Source organism: Cupriavidus sp. FW216-B1, from assembly GCF_058789195.1.
Genome location: NZ_JBYTEL010000001.1, coordinates 682,327 through 702,617, shown reverse-complemented (window position 1 = coordinate 702,617; position 20,291 = coordinate 682,327). Strand labels below are relative to the sequence as shown.

General features: G+C 70.4%; 18 protein-coding genes. 11 read left to right on the top strand and 7 right to left on the bottom strand.

Annotated features, from left to right (window positions below; translation table 11 throughout):
- Positions 1-20: 20 nt before the first annotated feature.
- Complete coding sequence (locus tag AC3WXD_RS03000; protein WP_020202514.1) at positions 21-836, bottom strand: fused MFS/spermidine synthase; 816 nt, start codon at positions 834-836, stop codon at positions 21-23.
- Positions 837-1,004: 168 nt separating this feature from the next.
- Here AC3WXD_RS03000 and AC3WXD_RS02995 point away from each other — a divergent pair, with 168 nt between their 5' ends.
- Positions 1,005-1,199 (top strand): hypothetical protein, encoded by a 195-nt coding sequence (locus AC3WXD_RS02995; protein WP_020202513.1) that lies wholly within the window; start codon positions 1,005-1,007, stop codon positions 1,197-1,199.
- 189 nt (positions 1,200-1,388) lie between these two features.
- Here AC3WXD_RS02995 and AC3WXD_RS02990 read toward each other — a convergent pair whose 3' ends face one another.
- Positions 1,389-1,853, bottom strand: a complete 465-nt coding sequence (locus AC3WXD_RS02990) for a MarR family winged helix-turn-helix transcriptional regulator (RefSeq protein ID WP_020423748.1) — start codon at positions 1,851-1,853, stop codon at positions 1,389-1,391.
- 173 nt (positions 1,854-2,026) lie between these two features.
- On the opposite strand from AC3WXD_RS02990, the gene AC3WXD_RS02985 reads away from it, so the two are divergent.
- On the top strand, positions 2,027-3,415 hold the full coding sequence (locus tag AC3WXD_RS02985) for an MATE family efflux transporter (protein WP_492323008.1): 1,389 nt from the start codon (positions 2,027-2,029) through the stop codon (positions 3,413-3,415).
- A gap of 21 nt (positions 3,416-3,436) precedes the next feature.
- On the opposite strand, the gene AC3WXD_RS02980 is transcribed toward AC3WXD_RS02985, so the two are convergent.
- The 3 genes from AC3WXD_RS02980 to AC3WXD_RS02970 all read right to left on the bottom strand — a co-directional run bounded on the left by AC3WXD_RS02980 (position 3,437) and on the right by AC3WXD_RS02970 (position 6,559).
- Positions 3,437-4,414, bottom strand: coding sequence for a D-2-hydroxyacid dehydrogenase family protein (locus tag AC3WXD_RS02980; RefSeq protein WP_492323007.1), 978 nt, complete (start codon positions 4,412-4,414; stop codon positions 3,437-3,439).
- Between the two features lie 22 nt (positions 4,415-4,436).
- Complete coding sequence (locus AC3WXD_RS02975) at positions 4,437-5,423, bottom strand: tripartite tricarboxylate transporter substrate binding protein (RefSeq protein WP_059411716.1); 987 nt, start codon at positions 5,421-5,423, stop codon at positions 4,437-4,439.
- 350 nt (positions 5,424-5,773) lie between these two features.
- A complete protein-coding gene (locus tag AC3WXD_RS02970) occupies positions 5,774-6,559 on the bottom strand; it encodes an SDR family NAD(P)-dependent oxidoreductase (RefSeq protein ID WP_492323006.1) in 786 nt (261 codons plus the stop codon).
- A 336-nt stretch (positions 6,560-6,895) separates the two neighbouring features.
- On the opposite strand from AC3WXD_RS02970, the gene AC3WXD_RS02965 reads away from it, so the two are divergent.
- The 4 genes from AC3WXD_RS02965 to AC3WXD_RS02950 all read left to right on the top strand — a co-directional run bounded on the left by AC3WXD_RS02965 (position 6,896) and on the right by AC3WXD_RS02950 (position 11,888).
- Positions 6,896-7,330 carry a MarR family winged helix-turn-helix transcriptional regulator gene (locus AC3WXD_RS02965; RefSeq protein WP_020202507.1) on the top strand — a complete coding sequence of 145 codons (435 nt, stop codon included), beginning with the start codon at positions 6,896-6,898 and terminating at the stop codon, positions 7,328-7,330.
- Between the two features lie 39 nt (positions 7,331-7,369).
- Entirely contained in the window at positions 7,370-8,860 is a 1,491-nt protein-coding gene (locus AC3WXD_RS02960; protein WP_492323005.1) for an efflux transporter outer membrane subunit, read from the top strand.
- A 78-nt stretch (positions 8,861-8,938) separates the two neighbouring features.
- A complete protein-coding gene (locus tag AC3WXD_RS02955; protein WP_492323004.1) occupies positions 8,939-10,231 on the top strand; it encodes an HlyD family secretion protein in 1,293 nt (430 codons plus the stop codon).
- Between the two features lie 82 nt (positions 10,232-10,313).
- Positions 10,314-11,888 (top strand): DHA2 family efflux MFS transporter permease subunit, encoded by a 1,575-nt coding sequence (locus AC3WXD_RS02950; protein ID WP_020202504.1) that lies wholly within the window; start codon positions 10,314-10,316, stop codon positions 11,886-11,888.
- Between the two features lie 27 nt (positions 11,889-11,915).
- On the opposite strand, the gene AC3WXD_RS02945 is transcribed toward AC3WXD_RS02950, so the two are convergent.
- Positions 11,916-14,348 carry a DNA polymerase II gene (locus tag AC3WXD_RS02945; protein ID WP_492323003.1) on the bottom strand — a complete coding sequence of 811 codons (2,433 nt, stop codon included), beginning with the start codon at positions 14,346-14,348 and terminating at the stop codon, positions 11,916-11,918.
- A gap of 18 nt (positions 14,349-14,366) precedes the next feature.
- Complete coding sequence (locus AC3WXD_RS02940) at positions 14,367-15,758, bottom strand: aminotransferase-like domain-containing protein (protein ID WP_020202502.1); 1,392 nt, start codon at positions 15,756-15,758, stop codon at positions 14,367-14,369.
- A 400-nt stretch (positions 15,759-16,158) separates the two neighbouring features.
- On the opposite strand from AC3WXD_RS02940, the gene AC3WXD_RS02935 reads away from it, so the two are divergent.
- From AC3WXD_RS02935 to AC3WXD_RS02915, 5 genes are read left to right on the top strand one after another with little or no spacing between them, the layout of a single operon-like run.
- Positions 16,159-16,641, top strand: coding sequence for an MSMEG_0572/Sll0783 family nitrogen starvation response protein (locus tag AC3WXD_RS02935; protein ID WP_020202501.1), 483 nt, complete (start codon positions 16,159-16,161; stop codon positions 16,639-16,641).
- 22 nt (positions 16,642-16,663) lie between these two features.
- Entirely contained in the window at positions 16,664-17,680 is a 1,017-nt protein-coding gene (locus tag AC3WXD_RS02930) for a Nit6803 family nitrilase (RefSeq protein ID WP_020202500.1), read from the top strand.
- Positions 17,673-18,752 carry an MSMEG_0568 family radical SAM protein gene (locus tag AC3WXD_RS02925; RefSeq protein WP_059411719.1) on the top strand — a complete coding sequence of 360 codons (1,080 nt, stop codon included), beginning with the start codon at positions 17,673-17,675 and terminating at the stop codon, positions 18,750-18,752. Before AC3WXD_RS02930 ends, AC3WXD_RS02925 begins: the two co-directional genes overlap by 8 nt.
- The gene (locus AC3WXD_RS02920; RefSeq protein ID WP_020202498.1) at positions 18,749-19,294 is read left to right on the top strand and encodes an MSMEG_0567/Sll0786 family nitrogen starvation N-acetyltransferase; all 546 of its coding nucleotides are present in this window, start codon (positions 18,749-18,751) and stop codon (positions 19,292-19,294) included. Before AC3WXD_RS02925 ends, AC3WXD_RS02920 begins: the two co-directional genes overlap by 4 nt.
- Positions 19,291-20,283, top strand: a complete 993-nt coding sequence (locus AC3WXD_RS02915; RefSeq protein ID WP_492323002.1) for a sll0787 family AIR synthase-like protein — start codon at positions 19,291-19,293, stop codon at positions 20,281-20,283. Before AC3WXD_RS02920 ends, AC3WXD_RS02915 begins: the two co-directional genes overlap by 4 nt.
- Positions 20,284-20,291 lie beyond the last annotated feature (8 nt).

Here is a 20,291-nt window from a genome sequence, read left to right as displayed (position 1 = left end):
CTGCCCCCGGCCACGCGCCGTCATCCCCCCAGTTTCCGCCAGAACCGCCAGTCCGACGCCAGCCGCTTGCCCTGCTTCAGGCGCCGCGCGGCGGAGCGCAGGTTCAGTGCGTGCGCGGTCTCCAGGATGCGCGCGCGGGCGAGCAGCGTTTCGAGGGACGGCAGCGTCCATGCGCCTTTCCAGGCGAACAGCGTGTAGTTGCAGCTGTCTTCCGACAGCGAAACGGCGAACGACTCGCCGAACACGGAGCGGACCTCTTCCAGGTAGAACGGAATGTCCTGGTCGCTCTCGAGGAAATTGGCGACCAGCACGCCGTCGTCGGCCAGCCGCGCGTGGCAGGCGCCGTAGAAATCCGCCGTTCCCAGCTGGGCCGGCATGCCGTGCGCGAGGAAGCCGTCGACCATGATCACGTCGGGCCGCGCGTCCTGGCCCTTGACGTACTCGGCGCCGTCCGCGCAGATGACTTCGAGGCGGTCGTCGTCGGGCGGGATATGGAAGGTGTCGCGCAAGGCGATCACGGCCGGATCGATCTCGATGGCCACGACCTTGGCGTTGGGCAGATGGCGGTAGCAGTATTTGGCCAGCGAGCCGCCGCCGAGGCCGATCATCGAGATGCGGGCCGGCGCCGGGCGCAGCAGCAGGAAGCCCATCATGGTCCGGGTATAACCGAGCACCAGCTTGTCGGGGTCGCGCCGCGACATGAGACTTTGCGTGGCATGCACGTCGAAATGCAGCGACAGCGCGTGATCGGTTTCCAGGATCACCGGCTTGCCGTCATCGGGCGTTTCGGCAAGAAACTTCAAATACGCTTCGAACGAGGCGCGGGATGGATCCATCTTAATGACGTGGGCTTGCAGGGCCAGGCAGCTTGTGCGGGCCTCCCGGAATCGGTCCCGGGGCGGCACGGCCAGCCTGAGCCAGCGGGCCAGTACTCCGGCTGTCAGGTTGTATACTATGATAATAGCATTATCATACGATGCGACTCTGATACGCATGGAAAACGCATGGAAACCAAGACCGCACGGCTTACCGTGTTGATTGACCCGGTGAAGAAGAAAGCTTTCGAGACGCTGTGCGCGGCACAGGACCAGACGCCATCGCAGGTCGTGCGCCAGTTGATCCGCGATTATCTGGAACAGCACGGCGTCGACTATGCGACGCGGCCCAAGGTCGGCTCGGTGAGGGAAAGCAGCCGGTAGCCGCATGCCGCCGTCCGGCGGGCGCATGCGCCGCTGCCGGAATATCGCCTGGGATCGCACTGGTGCCGTCCCAGAGCCGCCCGCTCCACCGTCCAAATAAGCCCTCCGGCAGTGGAGGGCATCGCCGCCCTCCCCGCGCCTGCCGGGCCGGACCGGGCGCCCCGCCCCCGCCCGCCGCGCGTGGCCGGTTCAGTCGCCAACGGCCACGAAGTCCTCGGCAAACTCATCGGAATGAATCCTGGCCAGCGCGCTGCGCAGGGCCTTCGCGTCGTCCTCGCCGTAGACGTGCTCGAACCGCGCCTGCGCCAGGCGCCACAGCCGCTTCGATTCGACGAGCTTGCTCCGGCCGGCGTCGGTCAGCGCGACGAGGCGGCTGCGGCCGTCCTCCGGGTCCCGCAACTGTTCGATCAGGCCGTCGCGCTCGAGCGGCTTGATGTTGTGGGCCAGCGCGGAGCGGTCGAGCACCAGCGCCTTCGCCAGTTGCCCCATCGACGGCGGCGCCCCGGCGCGGTCGACGTGGGCGAGGATCGCGTGCTGCGACAGCTTCAGGCCACACGGCGCCAGCACGGCGTCGTAGAGCTGGGACACGCGGCGGGCTGCCTTGCGCAGCGCGCCGCCATTGCACAGGGTTGCGTCGCTCCGGAGGGATGTCATTGTGGCTTGGCGGTCCTGGCCGCGGCAGTGGACGTGATGCGGCGAGCTTACCTCACTTGACATTGCTTGCATATGCACATACCTTTGCGTTTCCGGCTACTTGCATATGCCTGCATGTGGCATCGGCCGAGGCGGTGTGCCAGTCACCGTGCGAATCCCTCCGAGGTGACAGAATGACGACTCCCGCGGCATCCAATGCGCCGCATGCCGCCAGCGTGGCGGCCAACCCGCGGCTGCAGGCGATGCTCAAGGGGCCGGTGCTGCCGACGGTCGCGCGGCTGGCCTGGCCCAACCTCGCCATGATGCTGGCGCAGTCGAGCACGGGCCTGATCGAGACCTGGTTCGTCTCGCGCCTGGGCACGGCGCCGCTGGCCGGCATGGCGCTGGTCCTGCCGGTGCTGATGCTGCTGCAGAACATGGCCGGCGGCGCCATGGGCGGCGGCATTTCCGCGGCGGTGTCGCGCGCGCTCGGCGGCGGCAGGCATGCCGAAGCCAGCAGCCTCGCCCTGCACGCGGTGGCCATCAACGCGGGACTGGGCATCGTCTCGTCCGCCGCCCTGCTGCTTGCCGGCCCGTATCTCTACCGCGCGCTCGGCGGCAGCGGCGCCGCGCTGGACGCGGCGCTGACCTACTCGGACATCGTCTTCGCCGGCTCGGTCATGATGTGGGTCATGAACGCACTGGCCAGCGTGATCCGCGGCACCGGCAACATGGTCACGCCGGGCGCGGTGATCTGCGGCGGCGCGCTGCTGCTGATCCCGCTGTCGCCCAGCCTGATCTTCGGATGGGGCCCGATGCCGGAGCTCGGCATCGCTGGCGCGGGCGTCGCCATGCTCATCTACTACGCGCTCGGCGCCGCCGTGCTGGCCTGGTACTGCCTGAGCGGGCGCAACGCCGCGAAGCTGCAGCGCGGCCCGCTGCGCTGGCCGCTGGCGATGGAAATACTCTCGGTCGGCGGCGTGGCCGCGATCAACCCGTTCATCACCAACACCATGATCGGCGCCACCACCGCGATGGTCGGCGCGAGCTTCGGGGTGTCGGCGCTGGCCGGCTACGGCACCGGGGTGCGGCTCGAATATCTCGTCATTCCGGTGGCCTTCGGCATCGGCGCGCCGCTGGTGGCGATGGTCGGCTCGAACCTGGGCGCGCGCCAGCCGGCGCGGGTGCGCCAGATCGCGCTCATCGGCGGCGCGATGTCGTTCGCGGTGACGGAGGCCATCGGCCTGTGCGCCGCCATCTGGCCGTTGAGCTGGCTCCGGCTGTTCGGCACCGATCCGGGCATGCTCGCGACGGGCACGACCTACCTGCGCGTGGTCGGCCCCTTCTATGGCTTCTTCGGGCTGGGATTCGCGCTGTACTTCGCCTCGCAGGGCGCGCGCCGCCTGAAATGGCCGCTGCTGGCCGGCCTGCTGCGGCTGCTGGTCGCGGTCGGCGGCGGATGGCTGGCCATCCACCTCACCGGCTCGCTGGTCGCGTTCTTCGCCGCCTCGGCGCTCGGCATGGTGCTGTACGGCGCGGTCATCGCATCGGTCTTCCTCTTCGGCTTCCGGGAGACCAGCTAGGCGCCGGCGGCGAGGCTGGCTTCAGCGCCGCGCCACCTCCAGCGCCCGCGGGTTGACGAGGTTCTTCGGCACGCCGGCAAAGAAGCTGTTGATGTTGTCGAAGGCGGTGCCGAAGTACGCCTCGTAGTTGTCGCGCTCGACGAAGCCGATGTGCGGCGTGCACAGCGCGTTGTCCAGCTGGAGCAGCGGATGCGCGGCGCCCAGCACCGGCTCCTGCTCATAGGCATCGACCGCCGCAAAGCCCGGGCGGCCCGCGCGCAGCGCCGCCACCAGCGCGCCGGGCGCCACCAGCTCGGCGCGGCTGGTGTTGACCAGCAGCGCGGCCGGGCCCATGCGCGCCAGATCGGCGGCGCCGATTAGGCCCTCGGTCTCGGCGTTGAGCCGGACATGCAGGCTGACGATGTCGCTCTCGGCAAAAAAAGCCTCGCGCGACGGCGCGGCCTCGAAGCCGTCGGCGCGCGCATCCGCCACCGAACCTTCGCGGCCCCACACCCACACCTTCATGCCGAAGGCGCGCCCGTAGGCGGCCACCTGCCTGCCGATGCGGCCATAGCTCCAGACCCCCAGCCGCTGCCCGCGCAGCTCCTGCCCCAGCGTGCCCTGCCACTGGCCGCCGCGCAGCCGGTTGACCTCGGCGACGAGATGGCGCCGGCTCGCCAGGATCAGCGCCCAGGTCAGCTCCGCCGTGGCGGCGCCCGAACCCGAGCCTTCGGCCACGGCGACTCCGCGCGCGGTGCAGGCATCCACGTCCACATGCCCGGCCACCTTGCCGGTCTGGCTGATCAGCCGCAGCCGTGGCAGGCGGTCCAGCAGCGCGGCCGTGATCTGCGTGCGCTCGCGCGTGAGCACCAGCGCGTCGGCGTCGCGGAAGCGCTCGGCCAGCGCATCGAGGGACTTGACGTTGTCCTCGTAGACGGTGACGTCGTGGCCGGCCAGCGTGGAGAAACAGTGCAGGCCCCGGACGCAGCCCTGATAGTCGTCGGGAATGACAATTCGCATGGTTGGAAACTCCGAGGAAGGCTCAGGACAGAGAAATGTGCAGGCGCTCGACGACGCCCCGCCAGCTAGCCAGGTCCGCGCGGATCAGCGCGCCGAACTCGGCCGGCGGCATGCCGCCCGGCTCGATGCCCTGCGCTTTCAGGTACGCCCGCCCTGCCTCGCTCTGGATGGCGCGGCGCGTTTCCTGGTAGAGCCGCTGCTGGATCTCGGGCGGCGTGCCGGTGCGCGTCAGCAGGCCGTACCACGCGTGGATGTCGAAGCCGGGATAACCGGAGGCGGCGATGGTCGGCACGTCGGGCAGCACCGAGGCGCCGCTGCTGGGCGCCAGCGCCAGTGCGCGCAGCTTGCCGGATTTCAGGTAAGGCAAGGCGGTCGGCACGTCGAGGAACATGAACTGGATCTGCCCGCCCAGCAGGTCGGTCAGCGCCGGCGAGGCGCCGCGGTACGGCGCGTGCACGGCGCGGATGCCGGCGCGCTCGGCGAACATCGCGCCGGCCAGATGGGCCGAGGTGCCGTTGCCGGACGAGCCGTAGTTCATCGAGCCCGGCGCCTTGCGCGCCATCGCGACGAGATCCTGCAGCGTGCGCGCCGGATAGTCGCCGCGCACCACCAGCGCGTGCGGGATGAACCCGACCACCGTCACCGGCGCGAAATCCCGCTCGGCCACGAACGGCAGCGACGGCATCAGCGCCGGATTCGTCACCAGCTGGATCGACGACAGCACCATGCTGTAGCCGTCGGCCGGCGCGCTGGCGATGGCGCTCAGGCCGATGACGCCGCCGGCGCCGGGCCGGTTGTCCACCACCACCGGCTGCGCCAGCCCGCCGCCCATCTGGCGCGACAGCATGCGCGCGATGCCGTCCACGGGCCCGCCCGCGGCGAACGGCACCACCAGCCGCACCGGCTTGTCCGGGTACGCCGCGGCGTGGGCGCGCGGCAGCCAGCCCGCGCAGAGCGCCGCCGGCGCGGCCAGCAGCAGCGCCCGGCGGCGGCCAGAAATATGGGCCATGCCAATGTCTCCTTTTTTCTCGTGTGCCGTCGCTGCGGCATGCCTTGATGCCAGCCGAGTTTAAGAGATGTGCCGGCAAAAACGACCCGGTATTTCCGTGCCGTGGAAATGCGCGCGCCCCGCTCCTGTTCCCGCGGCGGCTGGTCGCATGCGTCACGGTGTACAGCGGCAAGGTCGACCTCGGCACCGGCGCGCGCATCGCGCTGGCGCAGATGGTGGCCGAGGAGCCCGACGTCGGGCTGGCGCGGCCGCGCATGCGCTGGTCGGCAAGGGCGTGCCGCGCGTGGACCTGCCGGCCAAGCTGGCCGGACGCTTCACCTACGTGCGCGACTTCCGCCTGGGCGGCGGGTTCAGATCACCGGGCCGCGCCCGCCGTTGACCGACAGGATCGCGCCGACGATGTAGCTGGCGCGCTCGCTGGCGAGGAACAGCGCCGCATCGGCGATCTCCTCGGGCCGGCCGTAGCGGCCCAGCGGCACGTCGGCCGCGGTGCGGGCGAAGGCCTCGTCGCGGCTGATGTCGAGCCGCTTGGCCTCTAGCGCGAGGGACTGCTCGACGCGCCCCGTCAGCGTGTGGCCCGGATTGATGCCGTTGATGCGGATGCCCAGCGCGGCATAGTGCGCCGCGTGGCCCACCGTGGACAGCATCAGCGCCGCGTTCGCCGCCCCGCCGGAGAGATGGGTGGAGGTCGGCATCTTGCCGCCGGTGCCGATGATGTTGACGATGGCGCCCCTGCCGCGCGGCCGCATGCGCGCCAGCACCGCCTCCTGCGCATTGGCGACGGGAAAATACTTGTCCTCCATGCCCGCGCGCAGCGCATTGCCGTCGAGCGCCTCCGGCTCGTAGCGCTTGGCCGCGCCGGCGCTGTTGATCAGCACGTCGACCGCGCCCTGCTCGTCCTCGATGGCCGCCACCACCCTGGCCGCGTCCTCGTACGCCGACAGGTTGGCCGCGTAGCCGGCGGCCCGGATGCCCTCCTGCGCCAGTCCGGCCAGCGCGCGCTCGACGTTGCCGGGGTCCCTGGAGATGATGGCGACGCGCGCGCCCTCGCGCGCGAATGCCCGCGCGCATGCCAGCCCGATGCCCTTGCTGCTGCCCGTGACGATGACGAGCTTGTCCCGCAGATTGAGTTCCACCGCTGCACTCCCTTGATTGTGATCGCCGTTGTTGTCGCCGACATCGTAACCGCGCTTGCCGCCGTGCGTGAGGCGGCACACATGCCCGATGCCGCCGTCCCGCCCTCGGGGAGCACGCTCAAGGCCGCCAGGGCGCAAGTCGCGTTGCCGTCACCGCATGCGGCCCGGACCTACCCCGACAGGAGGAAATTGCCCGCACGAACGCTCCGGCAAGACAGGCGGGAACCGCGCCGCTCCCGCCTCTTGCCTTCCGGCTCGAACTTCCGCTCGCAAATTCCTCTTGTCTTTATCTGACATGTCAGCTACTGTTCGATCAATCAAGAACGGGAGGCAGCCGTGAACCACTACACCAGGGAAACCTACCCGCTGACCCACAGCGTCGGGTACTTCCTCAATCGCGCCCGCAACGGCCTGATGGAAGAACTGGACGCCGCGCTGAAGGACCTCGGCATCAACAGCCAGCAGATGGCCATCCTGCTGTCGATGCGCCACGGCAACGCCACGCCGTTCGGGCTGTGCAGGCGGCTCGGCGTGGACACCGGCCTGATGACGCGCATGCTCGACAAGCTCGAGACCCGCGGACTGCTGTGCCGCAGCCGGAGCCTGGACGACCGCCGCGTGGTCAACCTGGCGCTGACCGGGGCGGGCCGGCAAGTCACCGAACGCGCCGCGGAGATCGCGCCGGACGTGCTCAATGCCCGCCTCGCCGCGTTCTCGCGCGAAGAGTTCGCCGAGTTCCGACGGCTGCTGGTCAAGTTCGCAGGCGCCTGAGCCCGCTTTTTTTCGCCCAATTAACTGATAGGTCAGAAAATGAGAAATCAGCATACCAATCCGGCCAGCCGCCTGCGCCGCCTTGCCCGCCCGGCCGGCCTCGCCCTCTCCGCGCTGATGGTCGCCGTGCTGGCCGGCTGCGCCAACTACGCCGGCATCCACAGCGACAAGCAGATCGCCGGCGCCGGCGACTACGCCGCCACGCGGAGCATCCCCACCGCGCAAGGCCGCTGGCCGTCGCCCGACTGGGCCGGCCAGTTCGGCGACGCGCAGCTCAAGGCCCTGCTTGCCGAAGCGCTGCAGGGCAGCCCCTCGCTGGACAAGGCCCGCGCGCGCGTGGCCGCCGCCGCCGCGGTCAGCGAAAGCGCCAACGCCAGCACGCTGCCGCAGGTCGGCTTCGGCTACTCGTGGAACCGCCAGCGCTTTTCCGCGAACGCCATGACGCCGCCGCCGTATGGCGGCTCGTGGCAGACCGAGAACAAGGCGGTGCTGGGCGCCAGCTATGAACTGGACCTGTGGGGCAAGAACCGCGAAGCGCTGCGCGCGTCGGTGTCCGCCCTGCGCGCCAGCGAGGCCGAGTCGGAGCAGGTCCGGCTCACGCTCGGCACCGCGGTCGCGCGCGCCTACAACGAACTGGCGCGCCTGTACGCGCTGCTCGACATCGCCCGCGACGAGGTGGCCCAGCGCGCCGCCGTGCTGCGCCTGACCGACGGCCGCGTGCGGATGGGCCTGGAAACCGAGGTCGAGAAGCGCACCGCCGAGGCCAACCTCGCCACCAGCGAGGTCGCCGTCTCGGCGCTGGAAGGCAGCATCCTGCGCACCCGCTACCAGCTCGGCGCGCTGCTCGGCCAGGGCCCGGACCGCGGCCTGGCCATCGCCCGCCCGAGCCTGGGCGCCGGCGACGAAGTGCGCCTGCCCGACAACCTGCCCGCCGACCTGGTCTCGCGCCGCCCCGACATCGTGGCCGCGCGCTGGCGCGTGGACGCCACCCTGCACGACATCAAGGTGGCCAAGGCCGAGTTCTACCCGGACATCAACCTGTCGGCCGCCATCGGCCTCGACGCGTTCGGCTTCGGCCGCTTCCTGCGCGCGGCCAGCGGCACCGTGGCGGCCGGCCCGGCCATCCACCTGCCGATCTTCGACGGCGGCGCGCTGCGCGCCCAGCTCAAGGGCCGCTACGCCGAGTTCGACTTCGCCGTGGCCAGCTACAACGAGACGCTGGTCAACGCGCTGGCCGACGCCGCCACGCAGCTCGCCGACATCCGCGCCACCGACGCCCAGATCGCCAACGCCGTGCGCAGCGACGAAGCCGCGCGGCGCGCGCTCGCGCTGGCCCTGGCGCAGTACAAGGCCGGCCTGACCACGCAGCTCACCGTGCTCAACGCGCAGACCAACGCGCTGGCCAGTGCCCAGGCCGTGGCCAACCTGCGCATGGCCCGCCGCGACCGCCAGATCGCGCTGGCCGCCGCGCTCGGCGGCGGCTACGCCGACACGCCGGACGCCGCCGCGCAGGTGGCGCTGGCCCGCTGAACCGGCCTGCCGCCGCCGCTCACCCAACCGCAAATCGTCAACCCCCATTCACCGCGACTTCCGCACACAGGTGCCGCCATGACTACCCAGAACCAGACCGAACCCAGCCCCCGGCAAGACAACCCGCAAGCCGCGGCCCGGCCCGCGGCCAACGCGCGCAGGCGCTCCCTGGCCGTGCTCGGCCTCGCTGCAACGCTGGCCGCCGCCGGCTGGGGCGCGTACTACTACACCGTGGCCCGCTTCCACGAAGACACCGACGACGCCTACGTCAACGGCAACCTGGTCCAGATCACGCCGCAAGTCACCGGCACCGTGATCGCGGTCAACGCCGACGACACGCAGATCGTCAAGGCCGGCGAGCCGCTGGTCAGCCTCGACGCGGCCGATGCCCGCGTGGCGCTGGCCAACGCCGAGGCCGTGCTCGGCCAGACCGTGCGCCAGGTCAGCGCGCTCTACGTCAACAACGGCGTGCTCGCCGCCACCATCGCCCAGCGCGAGGCCGACCTCGCGCGCGCCCGCGACGACCTGCGCCGCCGCACCGAGGTCAGCGAGAGCGGCGCCGTGGCCGCCGAAGACGTGGCGCACGCGCGCGATGCCGTCAAGACCGCCGCCGCCGCGCTCGAGACCGCGCGCCAGCAGCTCGCCGCCAACCGCGCGCTGACCGACCAGGCCAGCGTGTCGAGCCACCCCAGCGTGCAGGCCGCCGCGGCCAGGGTGCGCGACGCCTACCTCGCCAACGCGCGCAACAGCCTGCCCGCGCCCGTGGCCGGCTACGTGGCGCGCCGCTCGGTGCAGGTAGGCCAGCGCGTCGCGCCCGGCAACCCGCTGATGGCCATCGTGCCGCTCGACGGCGTGTGGATCGACGCCAATTTCAAGGAAGTGCAGCTCAAGAACATCCGCATCGGCCAGCCGGTGGCGCTGCACGCCGACCTGTACGGCAGCGGCGTGACCTACCACGGCAAGGTGGTCGGCTTCTCCGCCGGCACCGGCAGCGCGTTCTCGGCGCTGCCCGCGCAGAACGCCACCGGCAACTGGATCAAGGTGGTGCAGCGCCTGCCCGTGCGCATCGCGCTCGATGCGGCGGAACTGCGCGCGCACCCGCTGCAGATCGGCCTGTCGATGCAGGTGGACGTCGACACCCGCAACGCCGGCGGCTCGCATCTCGCGCCCGCCGCGGACGGCGCCGGCACCGGCTACCGCACCGTCTACAAGACCGACGTGTTCGAACGCTACGGCGCGGAAGCCGACGGCGAGATCGCGCGCATCGTGGCGCAGAACAGCGGCAACAACGGCAGCAGCAACGGCGGTAGCGGCCCGGGCGCGCAGGCCACGCAGGCGGCGCGCCCGGCGAAACCCGGCGCAGGCGTCTGATCTTTTTTTTGAGCAATTATCTGACTTATCAGCAGATGCCGGCCAGCCGCCGGCATCCACCGAGACCGCGCCGGAGCGCCCCATGCAAGCCCAATCCCAACCTCTCGCCCCACCGCCGCCGCTGACCGGCGGCAAGCTCGTGCTGGCCACTTTCGCGGTGGCGCTGGCCACCTTCATGAACGTGCTCGATTCGTCGATCGCCAACGTGGCCATCCCCACCATCTCCGGCAACCTCGGCGTCTCCATCGACGAAGGCACGTGGGTCATCACGCTGTTCGCCGCGGCCAACGCGGTGTCGATCCCGCTGACCGGCTGGCTGACCCAGCGCGTCGGCCAGATCCGCCTGTTCGTGGGCGCCATCCTGCTGTTCGTGCTGTCGTCGTGGCTGTGCGGCATGGCGCCCAACCTCACCGTGCTGCTGGCCGCGCGCATCCTGCAAGGCGCCGTGGCCGGCCCGCTGGTGCCGCTCTCGCAGGCCATCCTGCTCGGCTCGTATCCCAAGGAAAAAAGCGCCACCGCGCTCGCGCTGTGGGCCATGACCGCCACCGTGGGCCCCATCGCCGGCCCCGCGCTGGGGGGCTGGATGACCGACAGCTACTCGTGGTCGTGGATCTTCTACATCAACATCCCGGTCGGCCTGTTCGCCGCCGCCGTGACCTGGGCCATCTACCGCGACCGCGAGACCCCGCCGCGCAAGCTGCCGATCGACGTGGTCGGCCTGGGCGCGCTGGTGCTGTGGGTCGCCGCGCTGCAGATCATGCTCGACAAGGGCAAGGACCTCGACTGGTTCAGCTCGCCGGTGATCGTCACGCTCGCCGTGGTGGCCCTGCTCGGCTTCGCCTTCTTCGTGATCTGGGAACTGACCGAGAAGAACCCCGTGATCGACCTGCGCCTGTTCAAGCGCCGCAACTTCCTCGGCGGCACCGTCGCCATCTCGGTCGCCTACGCGGTGTTCTTCGCCAACCTCGTGCTGCTGCCGCAATGGATGCAGCAGTACCTGAACTACCCGGCCGTCAACGCCGGGCTGGCCACCGCGCCGCTGGGCATCTTCGCTGTGCTGCTCACGCCGGTGCTCGGCAAGTGCCTGCCCCGGCTCGACCTGCGCGTGTGGGCCACCGCCGCCTTCCTCGGCTTCGCCGCCGTCTTCTTCATGCGCTCGCACTACACCACCGGCGTGGATACGTGGACGCTGGTGCTGCCGACGCTGCTGCAGGGCATCCCCACCGGGCTGTTCTTCGTGCCGCTGACCTCCATCATCCTGTCCGGCCTGCCCCCGGAAAAGATCCCCGCCGCCGCCGGCCTGTCCAACTTCGCGCGCGTGTTCGCCGGCGCCGCCGGCACGTCGATCGCCGGCACGGCGTGGAACGACCGCAGCGTCCTGCACCACAGCCAGCTCGCCGAGCAGGCCAGCCCGACCAGCCCGCTTTACCACGCCGCGCTCGCATCGATCCAGTCCACGCTCAACTTCAGCCCCGAGCAGGCCGTGGCCTACTTCGAGCGCGGCCTCAACGCGCAGGCGATCATGCTCGGCCTGAACGACATCTTCTGGATCTCGGGCGTGATCTTCGTGATGATCGTGCCGCTGGTCTGGCTCACGCGGCCGGTGAAAGGGCCGGTGAAGGGGCCGATGTCGGACGCGGCGGCCGCGGCGCATTGAGCCGTGCGCGGGCTTCTCTCCGCTGCCTCAGAACAAATCCCGCTGCCCCGTCACCAGCCTTGAGAAATCCTCGTCCAGGAACGGCAGGATCGCGTCCGCCACCGGCTGCAGCTGGCGCTCCAGGTAGTGGTCGTAATCGAGCGCGCCGCGCCGCGTCTCCAGCGGCTCGGGGCCGGCGGTGGTCATCACGTAGCTGATCCAGCCGCCGTTCTGGTATTGCAGCGGCCGCCCCTCGCGCTGGTTGAACTCGTCGGCCGCGCGCGCGGCGCGCACGTGGGGCGGCACGTTGCGCTGGTAGGCTTCCAGCGGCCGGCGCAGGCGCTTGCGGTAGACCAGCAGGTCGTCGAACTCGCCGCCCAGCGTGCGCGCCACGTAGTCCTGCACGTATTCGCGGTAGGGCTGCTTCTTGAACACGCGCTGGTAGAGCTCCTGCTGGAAGCGCTGGGCCAGCGGGGTCCAGTCGGTGCGCACGGTCTCCAGCCCCTTGAACACCATCTCCTCGTTGCCGTGCTCGTCCGTCACCAGTCCGGCGTAGCGCTTCTTGCTGCCCTGCTCGGCGCCGCGCACGGTGGGCATCAGGAAGCGGTGGTAGTGGGTGTCGAATTCGAGTTCCAGCGCGCTTTCGAGTCCGTAGGCCGCGCGCAGGTGGTCGCGCCACCACTGGTTGACGTGCGCCACCAGCGCGCGGCCGAGCTGCTGCGCGTCGCGCTCCGAGTGCGGGTGCCTGAGCCAGACGAAGGTGGAGTCGGTGTCGCCGTAGATGACCTCGTAGCCGCGCGCCTTGATCAGCTCGCGCGTGCGGTGCATGATCTCGTGGCCGCGCATGGTGATCGACGAGGCCAGGCGCGGGTCGAAGAAGCGGCAGCCGCTCGAGCCCAGCACGCCGTAGAAGGCGTTCATGATGATCTTGAGCGCCTGCGACAGCGGCTGGTTGCGCTGGCGCTTGGCGGCCTCGCGCTCCTGCCAGATCTGGCTGACGATGGCCGGCAGGCTGTGCTTGCCGCGCGAGAAGCGCGCGCCGCGGAAGCCCGGCACCGAATCGGCGTCGGACGGATGCTGCATGCCTTCCACCAGCCCGACCGGATCGATCAGGAAGGTGCGGATGATGGACGGGTACAGGCTCTTGTAGTCGAGCACCAGCACCGAGTCGTACAGGCCCGGCCGCGAGTCCATGACGAAGCCGCCGGGGCTGCCCTGCTCGGGCACGTCGCCGAGGTTGGGCGCCACGTAGCCCTGGCGGTGCATCAGCGGCATGTACAGGTGGCTGAACGCGGCCACCGAGCCGCCGCTGCGGTCGGCGGCGAGGCCGGTGACGGCGGCGCGCTCGAGCAGGAAGTGCAGCAGCTCGGTCCTGGCGAAGATGCGCGTGACCAGCTCGCAGTCCTTGAGGTTGTAGCGCGCCAGCGCGGGCTTGTCCTCGGCGAAGCGGCGGTCGATCTCCGCCATGCGCTGGTACGGGTTGTCGATGGACTTGCCTTCGCCGAGCAGCGTCTGCGCCACGCTTTCCAGGCTGAACGAGGGGAAATTCCAGGTGGCCGAGCGCAATGCCTCGATGCCGTCGACGATCAGGCGCCCGGCGGCGGAGGCGAAATAATGCTCCTGCTTGAAGCCGTGCTCGCGCCACTCCAGCAGGCCGCCGCCGCGCCCGAAGCGCAGCGGCACGCGGTAGCGGTCGGCGTGCTTCTGCAGCACGCGCAAATCGAACTGCACCACGTTCCAGCCGATGAGGACGTCGGGGTCGTGGCGCGCCATCCACTGGTTCAGCCGCTCCAGCATGTCGGCATGGCTGGCGCAATATTCGAGGTCGAAATCGATGCCGTCGGCGTTGCCGTTAGGCGGGCCGAGCATGTACACCTGGCGCTGGCCGCAGCCTTCCAGCGCGATCGAGTACAGCTCGCCGTGGGCGGTGGTCTCGATGTCGAGCGAGACCAGCTTCAGGCGCGGCCGGTAGTCCGGCGCGGGTTTCATCTGGGTGTTGAGCAGCGGGCCCGCGCTGCCGGGCGCGGGCGGCTCGCCGCCGAACCACACCGGCGCGTTGATGAAGCGCTCCATCAGGTAGCGGTCGGTGGGCCGGATGTCGGCTTCGTAGACGTCCACGCCGTATTCGCGCAGCAGCTTTTCCAGCTTGCCGAGCTGGCGGTATTGCGGGCAGTACAGGCCCAGCACCGGGCGCTGGTGGAAGTCGGTCAGCGGCAGCGGCTTGAGCTCGAAGCCGCGCTCGCCGCGCAGCGCCTGCGTGGCGCGCTCGCCGTGCTCGGCCGGGATGAAGGCCACCGATTGCTGCGGGGCCAGGCGGACATGGCGCGGGCCGTCGTCGGTCGCCAGCCAGAACTCGACCTCGGCGCCGGCCGCGGTGTCGCGCCAGTGCCGGGTCAGAAGAAAACCCTGTTGTCGTAGTCGGTCCACCCTGTCGTTGCCTTCGCTGCCCTGGAAATTCCGGCCTTCGCGGCCACCGGACATTCTACCGGCGCCGGCGCCTCAGAGCATGGCCGAGTGCAGGTGGTGCGGGTCGTCCAGGGTGTCGGCGATGATCTGCAGGGATTCCTCCACCTCGTCGCGGTCGCTCGGGCCGCCCAGGCAGATGCGCACCGCGTCGGGCGGGTTGCCGTCGGTGGAGAACGCCGCGCTGGACACCGCGCCGATGCTGCGCGAGCGCAGGTGCAGCGCCAGCTCGGACGGGCTCCACACGCTTTCGCCGGGGATCGGCAGCCACAGGTGGAAGCCGCCGGGATCGGCGTCGTAGGGCCGGCTCGCCAGGATGCGCTGCGCGATCGCCTGGCGCGCCACGCTCTCGGCGCGGATCGCCTTGAGCATGTCGTCCACGGTGCCGTCCTGGATCCACGCGGTGGCCAGCAGCGTGTTGAACGGGCTGGCCATCACCGTGGTGGCGCGCAGCGTGCCGGCCAGGCGCTGGGTCTGGCGCGCGTTGGGGCCGTGGATGAAGGCGATGCGCAGGCCCGCGCCGAAGCACTTGGACAGCCCGGTCACGTAGTACGTGAGCTCCGGCGCCAGCGTGGCGAACGCATCGGGCACGCTGTGCGGCAGCATGCCGTAGGCGTCGTCCTCGATGATCGGCACGCTGTAGCGCAGCGCGATGTCGGCGAGGATCTCGCGGCGGCGCTGCGGGATCGTGCGCGTGCTCGGGTTCTGCAGCGTGGGGTTGCAGTAGAACGCGGCCGGCTTCTGGGTCTTGCACAGCGCCTCGAAGGCCGGCGCGAGCGGGCCGTCCTCGTCGCCGGGCAGCGCCTGCAACTGCACGCCGAGCTGCGCGGCGATGGCCTTGATGCCGGGATAGGCCAGCGTGTCCAGGCAGATCGCCTGGCCCGGCCGGGACAACTGCGACAGCAGCGCCACCAGCGCGCTGTGGATGCCGGGCGCGATCAGCACGGTCTCCGCGCTGCAGGCCGGCACCAGCCGCCGCAGCCAGCCGGTGGCCACCGCGCGGTCGGCCGGCGTGCCGCCGAAGTCCTGGTAGCGCAGCAGCGTGTACGGATCGGTGGCGCCCATCAGGCGCGTCATCGACTCGCGCAGCCGCGCGGCCAGCGCCGGCGGCTCGGGCGGCATGTTCATGGTCATCTCGGCGCCGGTGCCGGCGCGCAGCGGCAGCGCCGGCGCGCGCCCGCGCACGTAGGTGCCGCTGCCGGCCTTGGTGTCGATCAGGCCACGCTTGCGCGCCTCGTTGTAGCCGCGCGCCACCGTCGTGTAGTTGAGCTTGAGCGCGTCGGCGAGGTCGCGCAGCGCGGGCAGCCGGTCGCGCGCCTGGAGGCGGCCGCTGGCGAGCGCCTCCTCGATCAGGTCGGGAATCATCAGATAGGCCGGCTTCGGACTCTCTGCGATGCGCTTTTCCCAATGGTTCGTCAGGCCAGACAAGGCGGGCTCCGGTAGCTGGATTCGAGCCTCAAGGCTAGCACCAAGCGATTGCTTTTCCCAAGCAATATTGATTGCATCAATTCGCGCAGCATGATGGTGCGTGAACGAGCCTGATTGCACCGATTGAGCGCATGCGATCGCCCCGCCGGCCGCGCCGCGGTGCATTCCGGGCAGCCGGCGCGTGGCCGCGAGGTGGCAATCGCGGTACTCGCCGCGCGCGAATCGCTGCCGATCACTGATGCGATCAATGCGGCTGCGCCTGCCAGATCGCAGATTGATCGCATGGCCATGCCGCGCGGATGGCATACCGGTTGCACAAGGTTCCACGTCGGCCCCCCGGCCGATCGATCGATCGACGGATCGCTTGATCGACTGAACCCCAACGAATTGGAGCAAAAACATGCCCGCAGTGAACAAACCGGCCCACAAGAAGGGCGATTTCCTGGTCGACTACGAAGAGAAGGTCTTCGAGGACGTGAAGGCCGAGCCGGGCGAGAAGGCGCTGGTGACCTTCCACACCGTGGCCTTCGAAGGCTCGATCGGCTTCGTCAACATGCTGCAGGCCACCCGCCTGCAGCGCAAGGGCTTCGAGACCTCGATCCTGCTGTATGGCCCGGGCGTCACGCTGGGCCTGCAGCGCGGCTTCCCCACGCTGGGCGACGAAGCCTTCCCGGGCCACCTGAACTTCAACAAGCAGCTCACCAAGTTCATGGACGAAGGCGGCAAGGTCTACGCCTGCCGCTTCGCGCTGCAGGCGCTGTACGGCCACGGCGAAGCCTCGCTGATCGAAGGCGTGCGCCCGATCAACCCGCTCGACGTGCTCGACCTCAAGCTCCTGCACCGCAAGGAGAACGCGCTGATCATCGACACCTGGACGGTTTAAGCACAGAGAGGCGGGTATCACCATGTCACAGAAACGCATCGTGCGCGCAGCCGCGGTCCAGATCTCCCCGGACCTCGAACACGGCGAGGGTACGCTCGGCAAGGTCTGCGAGGCGATCGACAAGGCCGCCCTGGAGGGCGTGCAACTGATCGTCTTCCCCGAGACCTTCGTGCCGTACTACCCGTATTTTTCCTTCGTGCGGCCGCCGGTGCAGGCCGGCGCCGACCACATGCGCCTGTACGAGCAAGCCGTGGTGGTACCCGGCCCGGTCACGCACGCCGTCGCCGAGCGCGCGCGCCGGCACGGCATGGTGGTGGTGCTCGGCGTCAACGAGCGCGACCACGGCACCATCTACAACACCCAGCTGATCTTCGACGCCGACGGCCGCCTCGTGCTCAAGCGCCGCAAGATCACCCCCACCTACCACGAACGCATGATCTGGGGCCAGGGCGACGCCGCCGGCCTCAAGGTCGCCGACACCGCCGTCGGCCGCGTAGGCGCGCTAGCCTGCTGGGAGCACTACAACCCGCTGGCGCGCTACGCGCTGATGACCCAGCACGAGGAAATCCACTGCAGCCAGTTCCCGGGCTCGCTGGTGGGCCCGGTCTTCGCCGACCAGATCGAAGTCACCATCCGCCACCACGCGCTGGAGTCGGGCTGCTTCGTGGTCAACGCCACCGGCTGGCTGACCGAGCAGCAGATCGCCTCCGTGACCACCGACCCGGAGCTGCAGAAGGCCCTGCGCGGCGGCTGCAACACCGCGATCATCTCGCCCGAGGGCAAGCACCTCGCCACGCCGCTGCGCGAGGGCGAAGGCCTGGTGATCGCCGACCTGGACATGTCGCTCATCACCAAGCGCAAACGCATGATGGACTCGGTGGGGCACTACGCGCGCCCCGAACTGCTGAGCCTCGCCATCAACGACCGGCCGGCCACCACGGTCTCGGCCATGAGCACCGCATTCGCCAACTTCAACGGGAGCCCCCAACATGCACTCCAGCGAGACGACGCCGGCCTCGAGCCGGCAGTTGATGACTGAGCTTCAATCCGTCGGCATGCGCCTGGAAGACCCGCGCGCGGGGGCGGCCAGCCGCCGCGGCGGCGCGGGCCCGTCGGACCACAAGGCGGTGACCATCGACGGCGTGACCATCATGGTGCCGGTGCATACCAGCACGGCCTGGGATTCGCCGTTCGTCGCCTCCGCGCCCGACGCCAGCGGCGCGGTCAGGCTCACGCGCGGCACCATCCCGATCGCCAGCATCAGCTTTCCCAGGACGCCGCGCTTCTACGCCATGCAGACGATGGAAGGCGTGCCCTACTCGCACATCGCCACGCTGCACGGCGCCGACGTGCTGGCCACCACCGTGCTGCAGACCTGCATCCGCTACGAAAGCCGGCGCAAGACCTGCAAGTTCTGCTCGATCGGGCAGTCGCTCGCGGCCGGCCGCACCATCGCCCGCAAGACGCCCGAGCAACTGGCCGAGGTGGCGCGCGCCGCGGTGCTGCTCGACGGCGTCAAGCACATGGTGCTGACCACCGGCACGCCGCCCACGCCGGACCGCGGCGCCAGCATCCTGTGCGACAGCGCGTTCGCCATCCGCGCCGCGGTCGACCTGCCGATCCAGGCGCAGTGCGAGCCGCCCGACGACGACCGCTGGTTCAGCCGCATGCGCGCGGCCGGCATCGACACGCTCGGCATGCACCTGGAAGTGGTCACGCCGTCGGTGCGCGAGCGCATCATGCCGGGCAAGGCCTCGGTGCCTCTGTCCCGCTACATGGAGTCGTTCAAGGCCGCGGTGGCGGTGTTCGGCCGCGGCCAGGTCAGCACCTACATCCTCGCCGGCCTGGGCGACACCGCCGAGGCCATCCTGTCGATCTCGCGCGAGCTGCTCGACATCGGCGTCTATCCGTTCGTGGTGCCGTTCGTGCCGATCTCCGGCACGCCGCTGGAAGACCACCCGGCGCCCACGCCCGAATTCATGAAGTCGGTGCTGCAGCCGCTCGGCGCGATGGTCGCCGCGGCCGGCATGCGCTCGGCCGACATCAAGGCCGGCTGCGGCAAGTGCGGCGCCTGCTCGTCGCTGTCGTCCTACGAAGGGCTGGCAGCATGAAAGCCGATCTCTGCGTCGAAGTGCCGGCCGCCGAGGTCCTGCGCGTGCGCTGGGCCGACGCGGCCTGGGAAAGCGAGCAGGCCTACCGCCTGCGGCGCGCGGTGTTCTGCGACGAGCAGGGCATCTTCGCCGGCGACGACCGCGATGCCGTCGACGACGTGGCCCAGCTGCTGGTGGCCGTGGTGTCCCGGCCCGGCCAGCCGGAGCAGGTGGTCGGCACCGTGCGCATCCACGAGAGCGAGCCCGGCGTGTGGTTCGGCTCGCGCCTGGCGGTGGACGCGGCCTTCCGCCGCCACGGCAAGATCGGCGCCACGCTGATCCGCCTGGCCGTGAGCAGCGCCAACGCGCTGGGCTGCCAGCGCTTCCTGGCCCACGTGCAGAGCCAGAACGTGCCGCTGTTCCGGCGCCTGCACTGGAGCGTGCTGTCGGAGGAAACGCTGCTCGGCCATCCGCACCACCTGATGCAGGCGGACCTGAACATGTACCCGCCCTGCCACACGCCGCGCGAAGGCTTCGTCGCCGAAGGCAGGGCCGCGCGATGACGCTCGACGAACTCGTGCGCGCGCAGCGCGCCAGCCGCGGCTTCGGCCACAAGACCGACATCGCCGGCATGCTGTCCTCGCTCGGCAGCGCCCTGCCCGGCGGCGCGCGCGACCTCGACCAGGCCGTGGCCGTGGGCGACGACTGCGCCGCCATCGCCGACGGCGGCGGCTACCTGCTGTTCGCCATCGAAGGCATGGTCAGCGACTTCATCCGCACCATGCCGTGGTTCGCCGGCTACAGCGCGGTGATGGTCAACATCAGCGACGTGTGCGCGATGGGCGGGCGCCCGCTGGCGGTGGTCGACGCGATCTGGAGCCAGGGCGTGGACGATGCCGCCGAGGTCTTCAAGGGCATGGCGGCGGCGGCCTCGCGCTACGGCGTGCCGATCGTGGGCGGGCACAGCAACGCCCGCGCCGACCAGGCCCAGCTCGCGGTGGCCATCCTCGGGCGCGCCACGCGCCTGCTCTCCAGCTTCGCCGCGCGTCCCGGCCAGCGCCTGCTGATGGCGGTGGACCTGCGCGGCGCCTTCGTCGAGCCGTATCCGTACTGGAACGCCTCCACCGAGGCGCCGGCCCAGCGCCTGCGCGGCGACCTGGAGATCCTGCCGGCGCTGGCCGAGGACGGCCTGTGCGCCGCCGCCAAGGACATCAGCATGGCCGGCACGCTCGGCACCGCGCTGATGCTGCTGGAGTGCTCCGGCGTGGGCGCCGTCATCGACCTCGCGCGCATCCCCGCCCCGCCCGGCGTGGACCCGCAGCGCTGGCTGAGCGCCTTCCCCAGCTTCGGTTTCCTGCTGGCCGTGGACGAGCAGGACGTGGAAGCCGTGGGCGCGCGCTTCCGCGCGCGCGGCATCGCGTGCGCGGACATCGGCGCCATCGACGCCACGCGCGCGGTGCGGGTCGAGCGGGACGGCGAGCGCGCCGTGCTGTGGGACTTCGCCAGCGACGCCTTCATCGTGCCGCGCGGCACGGAACCGCTTACCGCATAAGGACTACC

Excerpts from the sequence above, each read along its gene's own strand:
- AC3WXD_RS03000 (WP_020202514.1), bottom strand. The coding sequence starts at position 836 with ATGGATCCATCCCGCGCCTCGTTCGAAGCGTATTTGAAGTTTCTTGCC.
- AC3WXD_RS02990 (WP_020423748.1), bottom strand. The coding sequence starts at position 1,853 with ATGACATCCCTCCGGAGCGACGCAACCCTGTGCAATGGCGGCGCGCTG.
- AC3WXD_RS02930 (WP_020202500.1), top strand. The coding sequence starts at position 16,664 with ATGTCACAGAAACGCATCGTGCGCGCAGCCGCGGTCCAGATCTCCCCG.
- AC3WXD_RS02925 (WP_059411719.1), top strand. The coding sequence starts at position 17,673 with ATGACTGAGCTTCAATCCGTCGGCATGCGCCTGGAAGACCCGCGCGCG.
- AC3WXD_RS02950 (WP_020202504.1), top strand. The coding sequence starts at position 10,314 with ATGCAAGCCCAATCCCAACCTCTCGCCCCACCGCCGCCGCTGACCGGC.
- AC3WXD_RS02985 (WP_492323008.1), top strand. The coding sequence starts at position 2,027 with ATGACGACTCCCGCGGCATCCAATGCGCCGCATGCCGCCAGCGTGGCG.
- AC3WXD_RS02975 (WP_059411716.1), bottom strand. The coding sequence starts at position 5,423 with ATGGCCCATATTTCTGGCCGCCGCCGGGCGCTGCTGCTGGCCGCGCCG.
- AC3WXD_RS02935 (WP_020202501.1), top strand. The coding sequence starts at position 16,159 with ATGCCCGCAGTGAACAAACCGGCCCACAAGAAGGGCGATTTCCTGGTC.
- AC3WXD_RS02995 (WP_020202513.1), top strand. The coding sequence starts at position 1,005 with ATGGAAACCAAGACCGCACGGCTTACCGTGTTGATTGACCCGGTGAAG.
- AC3WXD_RS02980 (WP_492323007.1), bottom strand. The coding sequence starts at position 4,414 with ATGCGAATTGTCATTCCCGACGACTATCAGGGCTGCGTCCGGGGCCTG.
- AC3WXD_RS02920 (WP_020202498.1), top strand. The coding sequence starts at position 18,749 with ATGAAAGCCGATCTCTGCGTCGAAGTGCCGGCCGCCGAGGTCCTGCGC.
- AC3WXD_RS02960 (WP_492323005.1), top strand. The coding sequence starts at position 7,370 with ATGAGAAATCAGCATACCAATCCGGCCAGCCGCCTGCGCCGCCTTGCC.
- AC3WXD_RS02945 (WP_492323003.1), bottom strand. The coding sequence starts at position 14,348 with ATGTCCGGTGGCCGCGAAGGCCGGAATTTCCAGGGCAGCGAAGGCAAC.
- AC3WXD_RS02915 (WP_492323002.1), top strand. The coding sequence starts at position 19,291 with ATGACGCTCGACGAACTCGTGCGCGCGCAGCGCGCCAGCCGCGGCTTC.
- AC3WXD_RS02955 (WP_492323004.1), top strand. The coding sequence starts at position 8,939 with ATGACTACCCAGAACCAGACCGAACCCAGCCCCCGGCAAGACAACCCG.